The sequence below is a fragment of the Streptomyces sp. NBRC 110028 genome, assembly GCF_001417735.1.
GTDB lineage: Bacteria > Actinomycetota > Actinomycetes > Streptomycetales > Streptomycetaceae > Streptomyces.
In genome coordinates, this window is record NZ_BBUZ01000034.1 from 98,680 (window position 1) to 117,382 (window position 18,703).

17 protein-coding genes and 1 tRNA gene are annotated in these 18,703 nt (G+C 72.3%); 8 read left to right on the top strand and 10 right to left on the bottom strand.

From position 1 onward, the window contains the following. Positions 1–2: 2 nt before the first annotated feature. Positions 3–1,148 (bottom strand): 4-hydroxyphenylpyruvate dioxygenase, encoded by a 1,146-nt coding sequence (hppD, locus tag ASC60_RS27055; RefSeq protein ID WP_055555370.1) that lies wholly within the window; start codon positions 1,146–1,148, stop codon positions 3–5. 139 nt (positions 1,149–1,287) lie between these two features. Between hppD and ASC60_RS27060 the strand changes: the two genes are divergently transcribed. From ASC60_RS27060 to ASC60_RS27070, 3 genes are read left to right on the top strand one after another with little or no spacing between them, the layout of a single operon-like run. Further along, the gene (locus ASC60_RS27060) at positions 1,288–1,755 is read left to right on the top strand and encodes an Lrp/AsnC family transcriptional regulator (protein WP_055555372.1); all 468 of its coding nucleotides are present in this window, start codon (positions 1,288–1,290) and stop codon (positions 1,753–1,755) included. Between the two features lie 58 nt (positions 1,756–1,813). Further along, the gene (locus tag ASC60_RS27065; protein ID WP_055555374.1) at positions 1,814–2,410 is read left to right on the top strand and encodes a transcriptional regulator; all 597 of its coding nucleotides are present in this window, start codon (positions 1,814–1,816) and stop codon (positions 2,408–2,410) included. Between the two features lie 20 nt (positions 2,411–2,430). Next, positions 2,431–2,610, top strand: a complete 180-nt coding sequence (locus tag ASC60_RS27070; RefSeq protein WP_055555376.1) for a hypothetical protein — start codon at positions 2,431–2,433, stop codon at positions 2,608–2,610. A 163-nt stretch (positions 2,611–2,773) separates the two neighbouring features. On the opposite strand, the gene ASC60_RS27075 is transcribed toward ASC60_RS27070, so the two are convergent. From ASC60_RS27075 to ASC60_RS27115, 9 genes are all read right to left on the bottom strand, one after another. Further along, positions 2,774–3,574: a S16 family serine protease gene (locus ASC60_RS27075; protein WP_055555378.1), complete on the bottom strand. Its 801-nt coding sequence runs from the start codon at positions 3,572–3,574 to the stop codon at positions 2,774–2,776. Between the two features lie 82 nt (positions 3,575–3,656). Beyond that, entirely contained in the window at positions 3,657–4,298 is a 642-nt protein-coding gene (locus tag ASC60_RS27080; protein WP_055555381.1) for an IclR family transcriptional regulator, read from the bottom strand. Between the two features lie 226 nt (positions 4,299–4,524). Then, positions 4,525–6,321 carry a DEAD/DEAH box helicase gene (locus tag ASC60_RS27085; protein ID WP_079038661.1) on the bottom strand — a complete coding sequence of 599 codons (1,797 nt, stop codon included), beginning with the start codon at positions 6,319–6,321 and terminating at the stop codon, positions 4,525–4,527. Between the two features lie 112 nt (positions 6,322–6,433). After that, positions 6,434–6,817, bottom strand: a complete 384-nt coding sequence (locus ASC60_RS27090) for a type II toxin-antitoxin system death-on-curing family toxin (RefSeq protein WP_055555384.1) — start codon at positions 6,815–6,817, stop codon at positions 6,434–6,436. Further along, on the bottom strand, positions 6,818–7,015 hold the full coding sequence (locus ASC60_RS27095) for a ribbon-helix-helix protein, CopG family (RefSeq protein WP_014061073.1): 198 nt from the start codon (positions 7,013–7,015) through the stop codon (positions 6,818–6,820). 10 nt (positions 7,016–7,025) lie between these two features. Next, the gene (locus ASC60_RS27100; RefSeq protein WP_234357166.1) at positions 7,026–8,525 is read right to left on the bottom strand and encodes an MFS transporter; all 1,500 of its coding nucleotides are present in this window, start codon (positions 8,523–8,525) and stop codon (positions 7,026–7,028) included. Between the two features lie 96 nt (positions 8,526–8,621). Further along, positions 8,622–9,686 carry a putative sulfate exporter family transporter gene (locus tag ASC60_RS27105; protein ID WP_055555388.1) on the bottom strand — a complete coding sequence of 355 codons (1,065 nt, stop codon included), beginning with the start codon at positions 9,684–9,686 and terminating at the stop codon, positions 8,622–8,624. A 37-nt stretch (positions 9,687–9,723) separates the two neighbouring features. After that, the gene (locus ASC60_RS27110; RefSeq protein ID WP_055555390.1) at positions 9,724–10,284 is read right to left on the bottom strand and encodes a cysteine dioxygenase family protein; all 561 of its coding nucleotides are present in this window, start codon (positions 10,282–10,284) and stop codon (positions 9,724–9,726) included. Between the two features lie 107 nt (positions 10,285–10,391). Next, a complete protein-coding gene (locus ASC60_RS27115) occupies positions 10,392–11,297 on the bottom strand; it encodes a LysR family transcriptional regulator (RefSeq protein ID WP_055555524.1) in 906 nt (301 codons plus the stop codon). A 159-nt stretch (positions 11,298–11,456) separates the two neighbouring features. On the opposite strand from ASC60_RS27115, the gene ASC60_RS27120 reads away from it, so the two are divergent. From ASC60_RS27120 to ASC60_RS27140, 5 genes are all read left to right on the top strand, one after another. Continuing rightward, entirely contained in the window at positions 11,457–12,341 is an 885-nt protein-coding gene (locus tag ASC60_RS27120) for an alpha/beta fold hydrolase (protein WP_055555392.1), read from the top strand. A gap of 114 nt (positions 12,342–12,455) precedes the next feature. Beyond that, positions 12,456–12,530 (top strand) — tRNA-Cys (locus tag ASC60_RS27125). A gap of 319 nt (positions 12,531–12,849) precedes the next feature. Beyond that, a complete protein-coding gene (locus ASC60_RS27130; RefSeq protein ID WP_055555394.1) occupies positions 12,850–16,899 on the top strand; it encodes a non-ribosomal peptide synthetase in 4,050 nt (1,349 codons plus the stop codon). Positions 16,900–17,043: 144 nt separating this feature from the next. Continuing rightward, on the top strand, positions 17,044–17,814 hold the full coding sequence (locus tag ASC60_RS27135) for a sulfite exporter TauE/SafE family protein (RefSeq protein WP_055555396.1): 771 nt from the start codon (positions 17,044–17,046) through the stop codon (positions 17,812–17,814). 255 nt (positions 17,815–18,069) lie between these two features. After that, a complete protein-coding gene (locus ASC60_RS27140; protein WP_055555397.1) occupies positions 18,070–18,702 on the top strand; it encodes a DUF4232 domain-containing protein in 633 nt (210 codons plus the stop codon). The last annotated feature ends 1 nt before the right edge of the window (position 18,703 follow it).

Here is an 18,703-nt window from a genome sequence, read left to right on the forward strand (position 1 = left end):
GGTCAGAGGTTGCCGCGCTTGGCCTGCTCGCGCTCGATCGCCTCGAACAGCGCCTTGAAGTTGCCCTTGCCGAACCCCATCGACCCGTGCCGCTCGATCATCTCGAAGAAGACCGTCGGCCGGTCCTGGACCGGCTTGGTGAAGATCTGCAGCAGGTACCCGTCCTCGTCCCGGTCCACGAGGATCTTCAGCTCCCGCAGGGTCTCGATCGGCACCCGCGTCTCCCCGGCCCAGTCCCCCAGCGTGTCGTAGTACGAGTCGGGCGTGTCCAGGAACTGGACGCCCGCCGCGCGCATCGCGCGCACCGTCGCGACGATGTCGTTCGTGGCGAGGGCGATGTGCTGGACGCCCGGGCCGCCGTAGAACTCCAGGTACTCGTCGATCTGCGACTTCTTCTTCCCCAGCGCGGGCTCGTTCAGGGGGAATTTGACCTTCCGGGTGCCGTCCGCGACGACCTTCGACATCAGGGCGGAGTACTCGGTGGCGATGTCGTCGCCGACGAACTCCTTCATGTTGGTGAAGCCCATGACCCGGTTGTAGAAGGCCACCCACTCGTCCATGTGGCCCAGCTCGACGTTGCCGACGCAGTGGTCGATGGCCTGGAACAACCGCTTCTCAGGCCCCTCGACGATCGGGGCGGCGGCCACGTACCCCGGCAGATACGGGCCGTCGTAGCCGGAGCGCTCGACGAAGGTGTGACGGGTGTCGCCGTAGGTGCGGATCGAGGCGAGCACCACCGTCCCGTGCTCGTCCTTGACGTCGTGCGGCTCCTCGATCCCGGTGGCGCCGTGCTCCACCGCGTACGCGTACGCGGCCCGCGCGTCCGGGACCTCGACGGCGAGGTCGATCACGCCGTCGCCGTGCTCGGCCACATGCCCGGCGAGGAAGCGCCCCCAGGGGCCGGACGGCTTGACGACGGAGGTGAACACGAAGCGGGCGCCGCCCGAGACGAGGACATAACTGGCGGTCTCCCGGCTGCCGGTCTCCGGTCCGGAGTAGGCGACGAGCTTCATGCCGAAGGCGGTGGCGTAGAAGTGGGCGGCCTGCTTGGCGTTGCCGACGGCGAAGACGACCGCGTCCATACCCTTCACCGGGAAGGGGTCTGCCCGCCGCGCGGTGGTCGGGGTGGGGTTCAGGATCTCAGTCATGAAGGCAGCGTCTCCCCACGGCTCAGGGTGCGCAACAGTTCGCGAAATCGCTGGGCATGTTGCCTAGCGCTGCCTGCGAACAGGGCAGCATTCTGTACAGAGTGACCACCATCACAGTCCGCCCAGCCCTGGAGGCCCCATGGGAATCGACGCGCTCGACGCCCGTCTGATCGAACTCCTCGCCCGGGAGCCCCGCATCGGCGTCCTGGAGGCCTCGCGCCGCCTCGGCGTCGCCCGCGGCACGGCGCAGGCCCGGCTGGACCGGCTGCGCGCCCAGGGCGTGATCCGCGGCTTCGGCCCGGACGTGGACCCGGCGGCGCTCGGGTACCCGGTCACCGCCTTCGCGACGCTGGAGATCAAACAGGGCCAGGGCCCGGACGTGCGCACCCATCTGGCCGGCGTCCCCGAGGTGCTGGAGCTGCACACCACCACCGGCGAGGGCGACATGCTCTGCCGCCTGGTCGCCCGCTCGAACGCCGACCTCCAGCGGGTGATCGACCGCGTCGTGGGCATCGAGGGCATCGTCCGGGCCTCGACGGCGATCGTGATGGAGAACCCGGTCCCCCTGCGGATCATCCCCCTGGTGCGGCAGGCGGCCGAGGACTGACCGGGGCCGTGCAAAAAACCCGTTGCAAAGAAATCTTTGCACACTTACGCTGCCGCACATGGCCCAGCACGACCACCACACGGACGACGACGTACGGGTGCTCGACCCGCGCTCCCTGCGCGGGCTCGCGCACCCCCTGCGGATGCGGCTGCTCGACGCGCTGCGCGAGTACGGGCCGGCCACCGCCTCCCAACTGGCCGGCCGGCTGGGCGAGTCCAGCGGCGCCACCAGCTACCACCTGCGGCAGCTGGCCGCCTACGGCTTCGTCACGGACGACCCGGAGCGCGGCAAGGGGCGCGAGCGGTGGTGGAAGGCGGCGCAGCGCCGTACGCGGGTGGGCACCGACGAGCTGCTGCGCCACCCCGACCCGTCCGTGCGCGGCGCGATGAACACCCTGCTGCACGAGTGGGCCACCGTGCACGGCCAGGAGCTGTCCACCTGGCTCGGCACCCTGCACGAATGGCCCGAGCAGTGGCGCGAGAGCTCGGACATGAGCGACTTCACCCTGCGCCTCACGCCCGCGCTCGCGCGGGAAATGCTCGAGAAAGTGCATGAAGTGATCAAGGGCTACCGCGAGCAGGAGGTCGACCGGGACACCGAGCACTCCGCCCGGTACCGCGTCCATCTGCACGGCTTCCCGCGCGACGAGGACTGACCGGACTTCTGGGAGAGCGTATGTACGGCGACTACGTCCACCACGTACTGCACCGGCTGCGCGCCGAGCAGCTGCGGCTCGATGCCCCGCGCAGGCCGCGGCACACGTATCCGCTGCGGACCCGGCTCGGCTGGCGGCTCGTGGAGGTCGGGCTGCGGCTGGCGACGCCGCGCGTGCCCTCCCTGCCACAACTCGAGTAGCTAGTGCCGCGTCAGCCAAGGTTTGCCCGGTAGCGAGGCGTCCTGGTGCGGTCAGATGCAAGGCGCCGGATCGGCCTCGTAGTGGGCCTACTCGGTCGATTCGGCAACGCCGCAGATGGCCGTGCCAGGGCGGCGAGCGGGGTGAACCTTGGCTGACGCGGCACTAGCAGTGCGGGACCGCGCCGCCCGACTGGAGGTTCCGCAGGGCCCGCACGGCGCCGTCGAGGGTTGTGACGGGGACCAGCCGCAGGCCCTTCGGCTGCTCGGCCCGGGCGTCCCCGCACTCCGCCTTGGGGACCAGGAAGACCGTCGCGCCGTCCCGCTTGGCGGCCTGGGTCTTGAGCGGGACGCCGCCCACCGCGCCCACCGTGCCGTGGGCGTCGATCGTGCCGGTGCCCGCGATGGTGCGGCCGCCGGTGAGGTCGCCGCCGCGGCCGTCGCCGTCCAGCTTGTTGACGATGCCGAGGGAGAACAGCAGTCCGGCGCTGGGCCCGCCCACGTCCGCGAGGCGCAGCGTCACCTTGATGTCGCGGGGCGACTTGTGGAGGTAGCCGAGGGCGGCGCTGGTGGCCGTGTTCTGCGACTCCCGCATCTGGTCGGCGTTGTGCCGCTCGATCTCCTTGGTCGTGTCGCCCACGTACACCGCCTCGCGCGGCAGCACGGCGCGGTCGGTGCGGAACCAGCCGCTGACCACGTCGCCCAGCCGGACGGTGGCCTCCGGTCCGGTCGCCGCGATCGTCGTCATCCGCAGCTGGCCCGTGCTCTTACGGGTGCCGCTCCCCGAGATGGTGATCACCTGCTTGCCGCCGTTCGCGCCGAGGACGTTCACCGTGGAGCCCGGCTGGGCCACGGTGAACGGCAGGGGCGCGAGCGCGGCGACCGCGAACAGGACGATGACGAGCGCGGCGCACACGGCGATGATCCGGGCGCGGGGGGAGAGAGCGCGGGGGGAGACGGCAGGCATAGGAGTGAATTTAGTTGACCGGCGGGACGGATGACGCGCCGCCCTGGTCAGGCGGGGTCGGTGGCCGGCGCGGGGCGTGGCCTCACCGCAGGGCGTCCGCGACCTCCCGTGCCGCGTCCACCACCCGCGGGCCGACCCGCTCCGGCACCGCGTCGCACAGCATCACCACGCCCACGCTGCCCTCGATCCCGGTCACCCCGACCAGCGGGGCGGCCGCGCCGCTCGCACCCGCCTCCAGCTCACCGTGGGTGAGCGCGTACCCGGGGTCGTCGGAGCGGCCCGCGCGGGCGGCGAGGATCGCGCGCCCGGCGGCGCCCCGGTCCAGCGGGTGCCGGAATCCGGGCCGGTAGGCGACGTGGTAGTCGGTCCAGGTCGGCTCGACGACGGCGACGGCGAGCGCCTCGGTGCCGTCGACCAGGGTGAGATGGGCGGTGGCGCCGATGTCCTCGGCGAGGGACCGCAGCGCGGGCAGCGCCGCCTCCCGTACCAGCGGATGCACCTGGCGGCCGAGCTGCAGCACCCCGAGTCCGACCCGCGCCCGCCCGCCGATGTCCCGGCGGACCAGGGAGTGCTGTTCGAGGGTGGCCAGCAGCCGGTAGACGACGGTGCGGTTGACGCCGAGCTTGGTGGACAGCTCGGTCACGGTCAGCCCGTGGTCGGTGTCGGCGAGCAGCTTCAGGACACGCAGTCCCCGGTCGAGGGTCTGTGAGGTCTCCGCGGTCACGACGCCCCCTCCTCGGTGATGAGTGGCGGCTCCCCGCGAAGGTGCTCCGCCGGTCGCGGTGGTACGCACCGGCTGCCCTCCGCGGCGACGCTGCCACGGGGCGTGTGCGTGCACGAACCGTAGCGAGCGGGTCCGGTCAGCGGAAGTGGTTGTCCAGAATCCGAGCAGATCTCTCGCTCACCGCACACCACACGGCATGCGCGCCGTCACCGGCCGGGGCGCGACGTCACCGCATCCGGGTGGCCCACTCCTGCACCTTCTTGATGCGCTCGCGGATCTGGCCCGCCGTCGCCTCCGCGCTCGGCGGTCCGCCGCAGACCCGGCGCAGTTCGGTGTGGATCACGCCATGCGGTTTGCCGCTCTGGTGGACGTACGCCCCCACCAGCGTGTTGAGCTGCTTCCGCAGTTCCAGCAGCTCCTTGTGGGTGACCACAGGGCGTCGCTCGGCGGGCATCTCCAGCAGGTCCGCCTCCGCGTCCGGCTTCTTGCGGCTGTGCGCGATCTGCTTGGCCTGCCGCTTCTGGAGCAGCATCTGCACCTGGTCGGGTTCGAGGAGCCCGGGGATGCCGAGGTAGTCCTGCTCCTCCTCGCTGCCCGGGTGTGCCTGCATGCCGAACTCCGCGCCGTCGTACAGCACCCGGTCGAAGACCGCGTCCGACTCCAGCGCCTCGAAGGGCAGCGCGTCCTGCTCGCCGGTGTCCTCGTCCTGCTGCTTCTCGGCCTCTTCGAGGAGCTTCTCCTCCTCCGCGTACGGGTTCTCCTCCTCGCCTTCCTTCTTCGGCTTGTCGAGGACGTGGTCGCGCTCGACCTCCATCTCGTTTGCGAAGCCGAGCAGATTCGGGATGGTGGGCAGGAAGACGGACGCGGTCTCGCCGCGCCGCCGCGACCGTACGAAGCGGCCCACGGCCTGGGCGAAGAACAGCGGGGTGGAGATGGTCGTGGCGTACACCCCGACCGCGAGGCGCGGCACGTCCACGCCCTCCGACACCATGCGGACCGCGACCATCCAGCGGTCGTCGGAGTTGCTGAAGTCCTCGATGCGCTGCGAGGCGGCGGCCTCGTCGGACAGCACCAGGGTGGCCTTGGTGCCGGTGATCTCGCGCAGCAGCTTGGCGTACGCGCGCGCCGAGTCCTGGTCGGAGGCGATGACGAGGGCGCCCGCGTCCGGGATCGCCTTGCGGACCTCGGACAGCCGGCGGTCGGCGGCGCGCAGCACGTTCGGCATCCACTCGCCGCGCGGGTCGAGCGCGGTGCGCCACGCCTGCGAGACGGCGTCCTTGGTCATCGGCTCGCCGAGCCGGGCCTCGATCTCGTCGCCCGCTTTGGTGCGCCAGCGCATGTTGCCGCTGTAGGAGAGGAAGATGACGGGCCGCACGACGCCGTCGCCCAGGGCGTTGCCGTAGCCGTACGTGTAGTCGGCGGAGGAGCGGCGGATGCCGTCGTCGCCCTCTTCGTAGGTGACGAAGGGGATGGGGTTGGTGTCCGACCGGAAGGGCGTGCCGGTGAGCGCGAGCCGCCGGGTCGCGGGCTCGAACGCCTCCAGGCAGGCCTCGCCCCAGGAGCGGGAGTCACCGGCGTGGTGGATCTCGTCGAGGATGACGAGCGTCTTGCGCTGCTCGATCCGGTTGCGGTGCAGCATGGGCCGTACGCCGACGCCCGCGTAGGTGATGGCGATGCCGTGGTACTCGCGGCTCAGCGGGCCCGCGCTGTACTCCGGGTCCAGCTTGATGCCGATGCGGGCAGCCGCCTCCGCCCACTGCTTCTTCAGGTGCTCGGTGGGCGCGACCACGGTGATCTGCTGCACGACGTGGTGGTGCATCAGCCAGGAGGCGAGCGTCAGCGCGAACGTCGTCTTACCGGCGCCGGGGGTCGCGACCGCGAGGAAGTCCCTCGGCTGCTCCTCGATGTACTTGTCCAAGGCGCCCTGCTGCCAGGCGCGCAGCTTGCTCGCGGTACCCCAGGGCGCCCGTCCGGGAAAGGCGGGCGAGAGGTGATGGCTGGTGGAGGCGGCAGTAGTACTCACGGTCTCCGTCAGGCTGGCTCGGCGGGGTCGATCGGGAACCGCGTCAGCCTACCGGTGCCGTGCTTCATGCTCCGGGGGTACGTCCCGGTCCCACCCGCGGGTGGGATCAGGCTCACATCGACTCGTGCAGCGCCTTCAGTCGCGCGGTGATGTCACCGACGTCGTCGAGTGCGCCTGAGGCCACGCCGACCACCAGCTTGTACGCCGCGTCCTGGTCGATGTCGACCATCTCGACCCCGTTGAGGTCGAGGAAGACGACCGTGCACATCCACGCCATCCGCTTGTTGCCGTCCACCAGCGGGTGGTTGACGGCGAGCGACTGGAGCAGCGCGGCCGCCTTCTCGAACAGCTCCGTGTACGCCTCGATGCCGAACATCTGCGACTGAGGACGGTGCACCGCGGAACTCAGCAGCCCGAGGTCGCGTACCGCGATCCGCTGCCCCCCACAGGCGATCTCCGCCAGGTCCAGCACTTCCTGGACCGTCAGGTACTTCACTTACTCCCCCAGCCTCCGTAGCAGGTCCGCGTGGCGTGCCGCGTACTTCGCCCCGAGCCGCTGGACGGACTCCCGGTCCGCCTCCTGCTCCAGATACCGGTCGATCGCCTGAAGCACTATGGCGTGCATGCTGCGGCCCTCCTCTTCGGCCCGCTGCTTGAGCGCCTCTTGCTGGTCGTCGCGCAGTCGGAGATTCATTGCCATACCATCACGGTACCACTTTTGGGGCCAGCGTGGTACCAGAATGTGGCCGCAGGCGGGTGGTCACCCAGGCGCCCGCCAGGGCCACGGTCGCCATCGCCGCGTACACGGCGGCGAAGGCGGCGGGGTGGGAGGAGGGGGCGGCCGGGGCGGCGGCCGTGGGATGGGCGGGGGCGATCGCGGCGCCGCCGAAGGCGACGAAGAGGACACCGCTCAGCCCGACCAGGGTGATGTTGCCGAGCGCGTCGGAGACCTGGAGCGAGGAGGAGTTGCTGCCCGCGTCCTCGGGTCCGGACAGCTTCAGCATCAGGACGCTGGCGCTGGAGATGGTCATCCCCATCCCGTAGCCGCCGACCGTCCAGGCGACGGCGACGGTCCACACCGGTACGGAGTCGGCGAGCGCCAGCGGCACCAGGGCGATGGCCACGGCGATCAGCAGCATGCCCAGACCCATCAGCCGCTCCCGGTACGGCTCCAGCCGGGCCCGGCTCTGGGTGTACGAGCCGAGCGCCCAGGTCAGCCCGCCGCCCGCGAGGGTGAGCCCGGCGGCGGTCGGGGACAGGCCGCGCTGGGTGACCAGCATCAGCGGGACGAAGCTCTCCGCGCCCAGGAAGGCGCCCGCGGCGACCCCGCGCAGCAGCACCACCGACGGCAGCCCGCGGGCGGCGCGGAAGGTGCCCGCGGGGAGCAGGCGCAGCACGCACGGGACGAGCAGCGCGAGGCCGGCGGCGGCCGGGAGGAGGGAGTACCAGGCCAGGTCCTGGGCCGCGTACTGGAGCAGCCCGGCGCCGCAGGCGACGGCCAGCGCGAGGAGGATCCGGTGGCCGTTCACGGCCGGGGAGGGGCCGCCGGGCGGCAGGGTGCGCAGGGCCGGGAGCATCACCGCGAGCGGCGGCAGCACCAGCACCGGGATGGACAGGAACACCCAGCGCCACCCGGCCTGTTCGGTGATCGTCCCGGCGATGAGCGGCCCGACGATGACCGGCAGCACCCACGCGGCGGAGAAGGAGGCCAGCACGGCGGGCTGCAGCCGCGGCGGATAGGCCCGGCCGACGACGACGTACAGGGCGACGATCACCAGGCCGCCGCCGACGCCCTGGACGGCGCGCCCGCCCACGAACATCCACATCCGCTGCGCCGTCCCCGCGATCAGCAGCCCCGCGCCGAACGCCACGATGCCGGTGAACAGCGGCGTGAGCGGGCCCCTGCGGTCGCACCACTCCCCCGACAGCGCCATCGCGAAGAGGCTCGCGGTGAAGTAGGCGGAGAAGGCGTACGCGTACAGCTCGACGCCGTCCAGGGCGCGGGCCGCGATCGGCATGGCGGTGTTGACCGCGCTCGCCTCGAAGGCGATGAGGGAGACGACGGTGACGATGCCGAGGGTCAGCGCGCGGTGGCGGCGGCCGAGGACGGTGTCGCCCGTGCGGTCCGACGCGAGGCCGGTGTCCGGCTCCGCCGTGCGCGAGGGGGTGCCGGGGCCGGCGTCAGGCGGGTCGAGAGCGGTCATGCCGGTCAGCGTAAGAGCCGTGGCGCGATGTGACACCTGTCGGAAGTCGGTGGTGTGCCTCGGCCCTCGGACGTAGGCCGTGGGTCACGTCGTGCGTCAGGTGGTGAGCAGCACGCCCGCGTACGAGACGCCCGCGATCACCACCCAGGCGCACAGGCCCAGCGCCGCGACCCGGGCGCCGGTGCGGGTGAGGGAGGGGAGGTGGACCGCGCTGCCGAGGCCGAAGAGGGCGGCGGCGAGGAGGAGTTCCTGGCCGGTGGCGGCGGTGTCCAGCGCGCCGGCGGGCAGCAGGCCGGTGCTGCGCAGGGCGACCATGCAGAGGAACCCGGCGACGAAGAGCGGCACCAGCGGGGGCCGCCGGGCCTCGGTGGTGCGGCGGGCTCCCGCCCGGGCCCGTACGGACACGGCGAGCGCGGCGACGAGCGGGGCGAGCAGCGCCACCCGCATCAGCTTGACCAGCACCGCTTCCTTCAGCGCCGCGGGCCCGGCGGTCTGCGCCGCCGCCACGACCTGGCCCACGTCGTGGACGCTCGCGCCCACCCAGCGGCCGAACGGCGCGTCGCCGAGGCCCAGGGGGTGCTGCAGCAGGGGCAGCACGGCGATGGCGAGCGTGCCGCACAGCGTCACCAGCGCGACGGAGGTGGCCACGTCCTGTTCGTCGCTGTCGGACACCTCGCCGACCGCGCCGATCGCGGACGCGCCGCAGATCGAGTAGCCGGTGGCGATCAGCAGCGGCTGGTCGCCGCGCAGCCCCATCCGGCGCCCCAGCCACCAGGTGCCGCCGAAGGTGGCGGCGACCACGCAGAACACCATCGCGACGGTGGCCCAGCCGAGGCCGAGGACGTCGTCCAGGCTGAGTTTCAGGCCGAGCAGCACGATCCCGAGCCGCATCAGCCGCTTCCCGGCGAGGGTGAGCCCGGCCCGGCAGCGGCCGCGTACGAGCCCCCGGGTGCCGGGCAGATGCGCGGCGCCGATGCCGAGCACGACGGCGGCGGTGAGCAGGGGCACGGCGGGCAGGGCCCGGTGCACGCCCCACGCGACCGCGACCCCGCAGGCGGCCAGCCCGAGCCCGTACGCGGCGGCGGGCATCCGGGGCCGGGGAGGCGCCGTGGTGGACGGTCCACCCGCCCCGGTCAGGGCCCTCGCCCCGGTCACCGCCATGCCGTCACCCCGGCGGCGTCCGCGCGCCGGAACCCGGTCACAGCTCGTCCGCCACGGGGGCCTCGTACACCCGCCGTACGCTGCTGCCGAGCCGCACGATGTCCGCGCCGTAGACGTGGATCGAGATCGCCTTCGTGCCGCAGGCGTTCCACACCCTGTGGATATCGCCGGGTGGCGCGAAGCCGCAGACCGCGCCCCGCGGGTTGATCACGTCCTCCACGGCGACCAGCCGGGAGGCCGCGCCGTCCGGGACGAGGCGGTAGCGCCGCTCGTGCTCCTCGCCCTCGTGGACGCCGGTGACGCACCAGGACACATGGTCGTGGACGGCGGTGCGCTGGCCGGGCAGCCACACCAGGGCGACGACGGAGAAGCTGCCGTCGGGCTCGGCGTGCAGGACGTGCTGGCGGTAGCCGTCCGGGTCGCCCTCGCGCTGGGCGGGGGTGAGCAGATCGGGCGCGCCGAGGAAGGGGGCGAGGCGTTCACCCACCAGGTAGGCGGTCACATCGGGCGGCAGGCCGCGTCCGACGGCCTCGCGGACGCCGTCGACGAAGGCGCCGAGGGGGGCCGTGACACGAGAGGACGGATACGCGGTGGTCATATCGGCAGGGTGCGGACGGACCGTCGACCACGTCCAACGACAGATTGTTGACCGGGGGCCAACCTCCGCTTATATCTGGGCGCTTGGGCGCGGCCCCCGGCGGGCCGTCAGCAGCCGACCCGGTTCGCGGCCACGGTCTGCAGCTCCTCCAGCACCCGCGCCGTCGCCGGGATCTCCAGGTGCTCCCGCAGGACGTACGCGGAGACCCGGCGCCGCGACGCCGGATCGAGGGCGCGCCCGGTGACCCGCTGGTGGCACAGGAACGACAGCACCAGGCCCGGCATCATCGCGACGCCGAGCCCGGACGCGACCATGCTCTGCACCACCAGGTTGTCGTCGGTGGTGAAGGCGATGTCGGGCGCGAACCCCTGCTCGGCGCATTCGTGCAGGAAGTTGGCGCGGCAGCGCAGGCATCCGGCGATCCACCGCTCCCCGCTCAGCTCGCCGAGCTTGACCGCGCGCCGCCGGGCCAGCGGATGCCCGGTCGGCAGCAGGACCGTCATCTGGTCCTCCATCAGCGGGATCTCGACGAGTTCGGGCGGCGTCTCCTCGCGCAGCCCGGGATAGGTGAAGGCCAGGGTGATGTCGCACGCGCCGCGTACGACGCGGTCGAGGGAGTCCGGCGGCTCGCCCTCCAGCAGGTCGACCCGCACCCCGGGGTGGGCGGCGGCGAGGCGGGCCATGGCCTCGGGGATGAGGGTGGCGTTGGCGCTGGGGAAGGCGCACACCCGCACCCGTCCGGCGCGCAGCCGGGTGATGGCGTTCATCTGCGCCTGGGCGGCGGAGATGGAGGAGAGGATGGTGTCGGCGTGCCGGGCGAGCGTCTCGCCCGCCTCGGTGAGCCGCATGCCGCGGCCGACGCGGATGAACAGCGGGCTGCCGACGGTGCGTTCGAGGGCCTTCATCTGCTGGGTGATGGCCGGCTGGGTATAGCCCAGCTCGCGGGCGGCGGCCGAGTAGGAACCGGCGCGGACCACCTCGTGGAACGTCCTGATGTGCCGGGAATCGAACACACGGACATCATAGAGGGTATCCATAAGCGCGTTTTGGGGGAACGGAACATCCCCCCTCCCGGCGCTTTTGAGTCACCGTGCCCCTCCCCTCCCTCTCCCGTTGCCTCCGATCTCCGCGGTCACATCGCCGACGCCCCTGTGATCAGGCAGGCTGGCCCTATGCCGCACTACACGTCGTACGACCAAACGGAGCTGGCCTACCGCGTCCTGGAGGCCCGCGACGGGTCCGCGCGGCCCCCGCTGATCTGTCTCGCGGGCGGGCCGGGGCGGAACGCCGCGTACCTGGGTGACCTCGGCGGCCTCGACGCGCACCGCACCCTGGTCATCCCCGACAGCCGCGGCACCGGGGACTCGCCGCCCGCCGCCGATCCCAGCGGCTACGCGTTCCCGAGTCTCGCCGAGGACCTGGAGGCGCTGCGCCGCCACCTCGGGCTCACCCGCTTCGCGCTGCTGGCCCACGACGCGGCGGCGGCCACGGCGCAGGCGTACGCGGCGGCCCACCCGGAGCGCCTGACCCATCTGGTCCTGGTCTGCCCGGGCGCCCGGATGCAGGGCGAACTGCCCGAGGACGCCCGGGAGATCTTCGAGTCGCGTGCCGACGAGCCGTGGTGGCAGGAGGCGTACGTGGCGATCCAGATGCTGCCGGACACCACCGACCTCGCCGAGGTGCGGGAGCTGCTGCTGCGGGCCGCGCCGATGGCCTACGGCCGCTGGGACGAGCCGCAGCGGGCGCACGCGGCGAGCGAGGGCGAGCAGCTGGGCCCGGTGCCGCGGGCGGGCTTCTGGCAGGGCGTGGACGAGGCGGGCCGCCGCGCGGTGCTGGCGCGGCTGCGCGAGGTGCCGTGCCCGGTGCTGGTGATCACCGGGGACCGGGACGCGGTGACCGGGGTGCGGGCCGGGGAGCTGGTCGCGGAGTCGTTCCCGGCCGGGCGCGCCCGGCCGCTGCACGGCGTGGGGCACTACCCCTGGGTGGACGAACCGGAGCTGTTCCGCCCGGTGGTGGAGGACTTCCTGGAGCACCCGCACGGCCCCGGCCGCCCGTAACGGCCCCCTCGGCCGGTGGTTGTGAACGGCGCATGTCAGTCATATGGCAGCGGCGGCCGAACCGTTGATCCCCCCTGAACCGCTCCCTATGGTCATAGCCACGAGCACGACATTGGCCGTGTGCCCGAGTGGTTCAGGGGCTCGCCTGCAAAGCGAGTTACGTGGGTTCGAATCCCGCCACGGCCTCCACCGCGCCCCCGCGCTTCCGCCCTCTCCCGGGCCGCGTCATCCGCCGCGCCGGATCTCCGACCTGGTCAACTACCGGAAACCCTCTGGACACAGAGGCCTTACGAAGCGCATGCTCAGATTCGCGAACGGCGTTCACACAACTGGTCGCCTGACCTTTTTCACATTCTCCCCACTGAATGGTCTCCGATTCCCCCCGGTGAGCGCGTTTTCGGCGCATAGGGTCACGGTGGTGCCTGCAGTCCCGCGACGGAGAACCCGCCGCGACTGAACAGGCACCCTTTGTTTCGACCTGCGATCCTGCGTTCCGTCTGGGGGAAATGTGCAGCCCGCCGTACCGGCCGCCCGTCTGCCGCTGTCGACCGGCCAGAGCGAGATCTGGTTCATTCAGCAGCTGGAGCCGCCGGAGAGCACGACGTTCAAGGTCGGCGAATACCTTGAGATCCAAGGGCCGATAGACACGGCGATATTCGAGCGGGCACTGCGTCAGGCGGTCCTGGAAGCCGAGCCGTACAACGTCCGCGTCGGCGAGGACGACGGAGTGCCCTGGCAGGTCCTCGACCCGGTGACGGACTGGGACTTCCCCGTCCTCGACCTCGGCGGCGAGCCCGACCCGCATGCCGCCGCCGTCCGCTGGATGAAGCACGACCTGGCCACCAAGCTGGAGCTGGACGACCACCCGCTCTTCTCGTTCGCCCTGCTCAAGCTGAACGACGACTGCTTCCTGTGGTACCAGGGCAGCCACCACATCGTGTCCGACGCGGGCAGCGCCGCCCTGCTGGGCCGGCGCACCGCCGAGATCTACACCGCGCTCGCCGAAGGCACCGACCCGGCCGCGGGAGAAACCGTCTTCGGCTCCCTGCGGACCCTGCTCGACCGGGACGAGGAATACCGGTCGTCGGATGATTTCGCCAAGGACCGCGCGTACTGGACGGAACACTTCGCGGATTCCCCGGAACCCGCCCGGCTTTCCGGCCGCCCCGGCGACGACCTCTCCAGCGTGCTGCGCGAGACCGCGTACCTGACCGAGGCGGAAGCGGTCGAGCTGCGCGCCGCCGCGCGGAAATACGCGACCCACTGGTCGGCGATGATTATCGCGGCGACCGCCACCTATCTGCATCGATTGACCGGTAAATCCGACATCATTCTGACGCTGCCGGTCACCGCCCGGACCGATGCCACCCTGCGCGGCATTCCCGGGATGTTCGCCAATGTGGTGCCGCTGCGCATCCAGGTGCGCTCGGATATGCGGATACGGGATCTGGTGCGGAAGGTCTCCCGGGAAGTCCGGCAGGCACTGCGCCATCAGCGCTACCGCCATATCGACCTGGCCCGGGATCTCCACCTCCCGGACGGCGGAAACGGCTTCCTCGGCCCGCACGTCAATATCATGACGTACGACTACGATTTCGACTTCGCGGGACATCGCGTCGTCGGGCACAATCTGTCCAACGGAACCGTCGAAGACCTTTCGATCATGGGATACGACCGCTCCGACGGCACCGGTATCCGCATCGACCTCAACGCGAACTCCAACCTCTACACCGCCGACGGGCTCATCGCCCACCGCGAGCGGTATCTGCGACTCCTGCGCATCCTCGCCGACACCTCCGACAAGGAGCGCACCGTCGGCGGCATCGAGCTGCTGTCCGCCGAGGAGCGGCGGCGAGCGGCCGAGGAGTGGAACGACACCGCGCACGCCACCTCGGGCAGCACCCTGCCCGCGCTGTTCGCGTCCCAGGCCGCCCGCACCCCGGACGCCGAGGCCGTCGTCCTCGGCGACACCCGGCTGAGCTACGCCGAGCTGGACCGCGCCGCCGACCGGCTGGCCCACCGCCTGATCGAGCGCGGCGCGGGGCCCGAGCGCACCGTCGCCGTCGCGCTGCCCCGCTCCCCCGAGCTGGTCATCGCCCTGCTGGCGGTCCTCAAGTCCGGCGCCGCGTATCTGCCGCTGGAGCTGGACTACCCGGCCGACCGGCTGGCGTTCATGCTCGACGACGCCGCGCCCGCGCTCCTCGTCACCCGGACCGAGCACGCCGACGAGCTGCCCGCGGCGGACGGCGTCGAGCGGCTGCTGCTGGACTCCTCGCCGGTCTCCCCGTACGACACCGCCGCGTACGACACCGCCGCGTACGACGCCGACCCGTACGCGGAGACCGGCGCGCCGCGGATCGCGCTCGACCCCGAGCACCCCGCGTACGTCATCTACACCTCGGGCTCCACCGGCCGCCCCAAGGGCGTGCTGGTCCCCCACCGCGCCATCGTCAACTGCCTGGAGTGGATGCGGGGCAGCCACCCCCTCACCCCCGAGGACCGGCTGCTGCAGAAGACCCCGGCCGGATTCGACGCCTCGGTCGCGGAGTTCTTCTGGCCGCTGGTCAGCGGCGCCACCCTGGTGCTCGCCCAGCCCGGCGGCCACAAGGACCCCGCGTACCTCGTGCGCACCGTCCGCGAAGAGCGCATCACCACGCTCCAGTTCGTGCCCTCCATGCTCCGCGCGTTCCTCGCCGAACCGGATGTCGCCGCCCAGTGCGCCGGCAGCCTCCGCCAGGTGTTCTGCGGCGGCGAGGCGCTGCCGCGCGAGACGGCCGACCGCCTCCACGGCCTGCTGCCCGGCGTGCCCCTGCACAACGTGTACGGGCCCACCGAGGCCACCGTCGACATCAGCGCCCACACCTGCGAGCCCGGCGCGACCGGCCCGGTCCCGATCGGCGCCCCGGTGTGGAACAGCCGGCTGTACGTCCTGGACTCCGCCCTGCGGCACGTCCCAGCCGGGGCCGTCGGCGAGATCTACCTCGCCGGTCCGCAGCTCGCCCGCGGCTACCACGACCGGCCGTCGCTGACCGCGGAGCGCTTCGTCCCCGACCCGTACGGCCACCTCTTCGGCGCGCCCGGGGCCCGCATGTACCGCACCGGCGACCTGGCCCGACGGCTGCCGGACGGCGACGTCGCCTACCTGGGCCGCTCCGACGACCAGGTCAAGCTGCGCGGCTTCCGCATCGAGACCGGCGAGGTCGAGGCCGCGCTGCGCACCCTGCCGGACGTCGCCGAGGCCGTGGCCGTCGTCCGCGAGGACCAGCCCGGCGACCAGCGGCTGGTGGCCTATCTGACGGCCGAGGGCGAGGCCCCGCCGTGCGTCGCCACCGCCCGCGAGATGCTGCACCGCGATCTGCCCGAGCACATGGTGCCCACCGCGTTCATGGTGCTCGACACGCTGCCGCTCAGCCCCAACGGCAAGCTGGACCGGGCCGCGCTGCCCGTGCCGTCCCACGAGGCCGCCCGCGGCGGCCGCGCGCCCCGCACCCCCCGCGAGGAGACGCTGTGCGCGCTGTTCGGCGAGGTGCTGGGCGTCCCCGACGTCACCATCGACGACGACTTCTTCCTGCTCGGCGGCCACTCCCTGCTCGCCTCCAAGCTGGCCAGCCAGGCCCGTACCGCCCTGGACACCGAGCTGTCGATGCGTGACCTCTTCGAGGCCCCCACCGTCGCCCGCCTGGTGGCCCGCCTCGACGCCGCCACCCCCGCCGACGCGCCCCAGTCGCAGCCGCTCGACATCCTGCTGCCGCTGCGCGGCGAGGGCGGGCGCCCGCCGCTGTTCTGCGTCCACCCCGGCGGCGGCCTCGGCTGGTCCTACACCGGCCTGATGCGCCACCTCGCCCCCGACCAGCCCGTCTACGCCCTCCAGGCGCGCGGCCTGACCGAGCCCGACGTGCTGCCCGCCAGCATCCCCGAGATGGCCGCCGACTACCTGGACCAGATCCGCACCGTCCAGCCCACCGGCCCGTACCACCTGCTCGGCTGGTCCTTCGGCGGGCTCATCGCGCACGCCATGGCCACCCGGCTGCAGAGCGAGGGCGAGGAGGTCGCCACCCTCACCGTCATCGACGCCTACCCCGACAACGACCTGGCCCTGCCGGACCTCCCCGAGCTGAGCAAGCGCCAGTGGCTCGGCGTCCTCCTCGACGACATCGGCGGCGGCGACATCTTCGCCCCCGGCTGGCTCGCCGCCCACCCCGACGGCGTCGACGACGGCGACCGGCTGGCCGCCGACCTCAGCCGCGAAACCGGCCTGCCGGAACGGCTCCTGGAGGGCGAGCACAGCTTCCCGCTGCTCGACATCTTCCTCAACGACCAGGAGCTGATGCGCAAATTCGCCCCCGACCGCTTCGAGGGCGACATGCTCCTCTTCACCGCCGACGAGGAGATACCCGGCTACCAGCGCGACGCCTCCCACGTCCCGCAGGCCTGGCAGCCCTACGTCTCCGGCGCCCTCAAGATCCACGGCATCCCGACCCACCACTACCACCTGCTGCGCGAGGAAGCCCTGACCCTGATAGGCCCGGCGGTCGCCCAGGCCCTGGACACCCGCTGACCCGGCGGCGGGACGCCGCCGGCCGGCGCCCCGCCGCAGGCCCGCCACAGGCCCGCCGCCCGGTGTTCGGCGGACACCGAACCGGTCACCGTCTAGCGTCGGGCCCATGAATCTTCCCTCAGCCGGAGAACGAGGAGTGACCGCGTGACGCCGTGGGAGATGGTGGCCGTCTTCGCGGCGGGTGTGGGCGCGGGCGGAATCAACTCCGTCGTCGGGTCCGGGACGCTGATCACGTTCCCCGTGCTCCTCGCCACCGGTCTGCCGCCCGTCACCGCCACGGTGTCCAACGCGCTCGGCCTCATCCCCGGCTCCATCAGCGGCGCCGTCGGCTACCGCAAGGAGCTGCGGGGGCAGGGCAAGCGGGTGCTGAAGCTGAGCGCCGGGGCCCTGGTCGGGGGGCTCGGGGGCGCCACACTGCTGCTGACGCTGCCCAGCACGGCGTTCGAGCGGATCGTGCCGACGCTGGTCGGCCTGGCGCTCGTCCTGGTCGTGCTCCAGCCGCTGATCTCCAAGAAGACGCGCGCCCGCCGCGAGGCGAGGGCTGAGGGCTCCGCCCGGCGGGACGTCGGTCCGCTGCTGCTGCTCGGGCTGACGCTCGCCAGCGTCTACGGCGGCTACTTCGCCGCCGCGCAAGGCATCCTCTACATGTCCCTGATGGGCATGCTCCTCGACGAGCCGATGCAGCGCCTCAACGGCATCAAGAACGTCCTCGCCGCCGTCGTGAACTCCGTCGCCGCGCTGTTCTTCCTCTTCGCCGCCCACTTCGACTGGACCGCCGTCGTCCTCATCGCGGCCGGCTCCGCCCTCGGCGGCATGACGGGGGCCGCGGTGGGCCGCCGCTTCAGCCCGACCGCGCTGCGGGCCCTGATCGTGACGGTGGGGACGGCGGCGATCGTGCAGCTGATGCTGCGGTGACTCACCGCGGGGTGATGGTGTCGCCCGTGACGAGCGCGGCCGCGTCGGAGACCTCCCGGGGAAGCCGAGGTCCCCGCCCGACGTCAGCCCACCGCACGCGGCCCGGCGAAACCGTTTGTTCCAGCACGCCAGCGGCGTGTTAGTGATGGGTTAGCCGATCAACAGCAGTGACGGACACAGTTGTTCCGGACGCGGAACGCACCACCGAGCGCGCACCGCGTCCGCCGACGCACCTCGACCATCCCTGGGGATTCCATGCCGCGCACGACCGCTCCTCGCCACACCCGCACCGTCGCCGTCGCCTCGCTGGTCGCCGCCGCCGCGCTCTCGCTCACCGCCTGCCAGGGCGACGGGACCGGCGCCAGGGCAAGCTCACCGTCGGCCACCGCGAACGGCACGGGCGGCTCCGGTGGGGACATCGGCGGCAAGGCGAGCGGCTCCGGCGGTTCCACGGCGGTGAGGGCCTGCGCCGGCGACCGGTTGAAGGCCGCCTGGTCGAACTTCGAGGGCGGCCCGGACATGGAGTACGACGAGCAGCAAACCGCCCGCGTGGTGCTGCGGAACACCGGCCCGGCCGACTGCGTCATGGCCGGTTTCCCCGGCGTCCAGCTCCGGGCCGCCACCGGCGAGACATGGGACCTGCGGCGCACCGACGACAAGCCGCGGACCGTCCGGCTCGACGCCGGCGGCCGGGCCACCTTCGACATCACGTTCCTGGCGTCGACCCGCGACGACGACAGGAAGTTCAAGCCGGCCCAGGTGCTCGTCACCCCGCCGAACGAGCGGCGGAGCATCCCGCTGGACTGGCCGTACGGCGGCGAGCTGCTGGACCAGGCGGCCGCCACCCACCCGGGGACCTTCGTCGGCCCGGTCAACCCGCCGGAGTAGG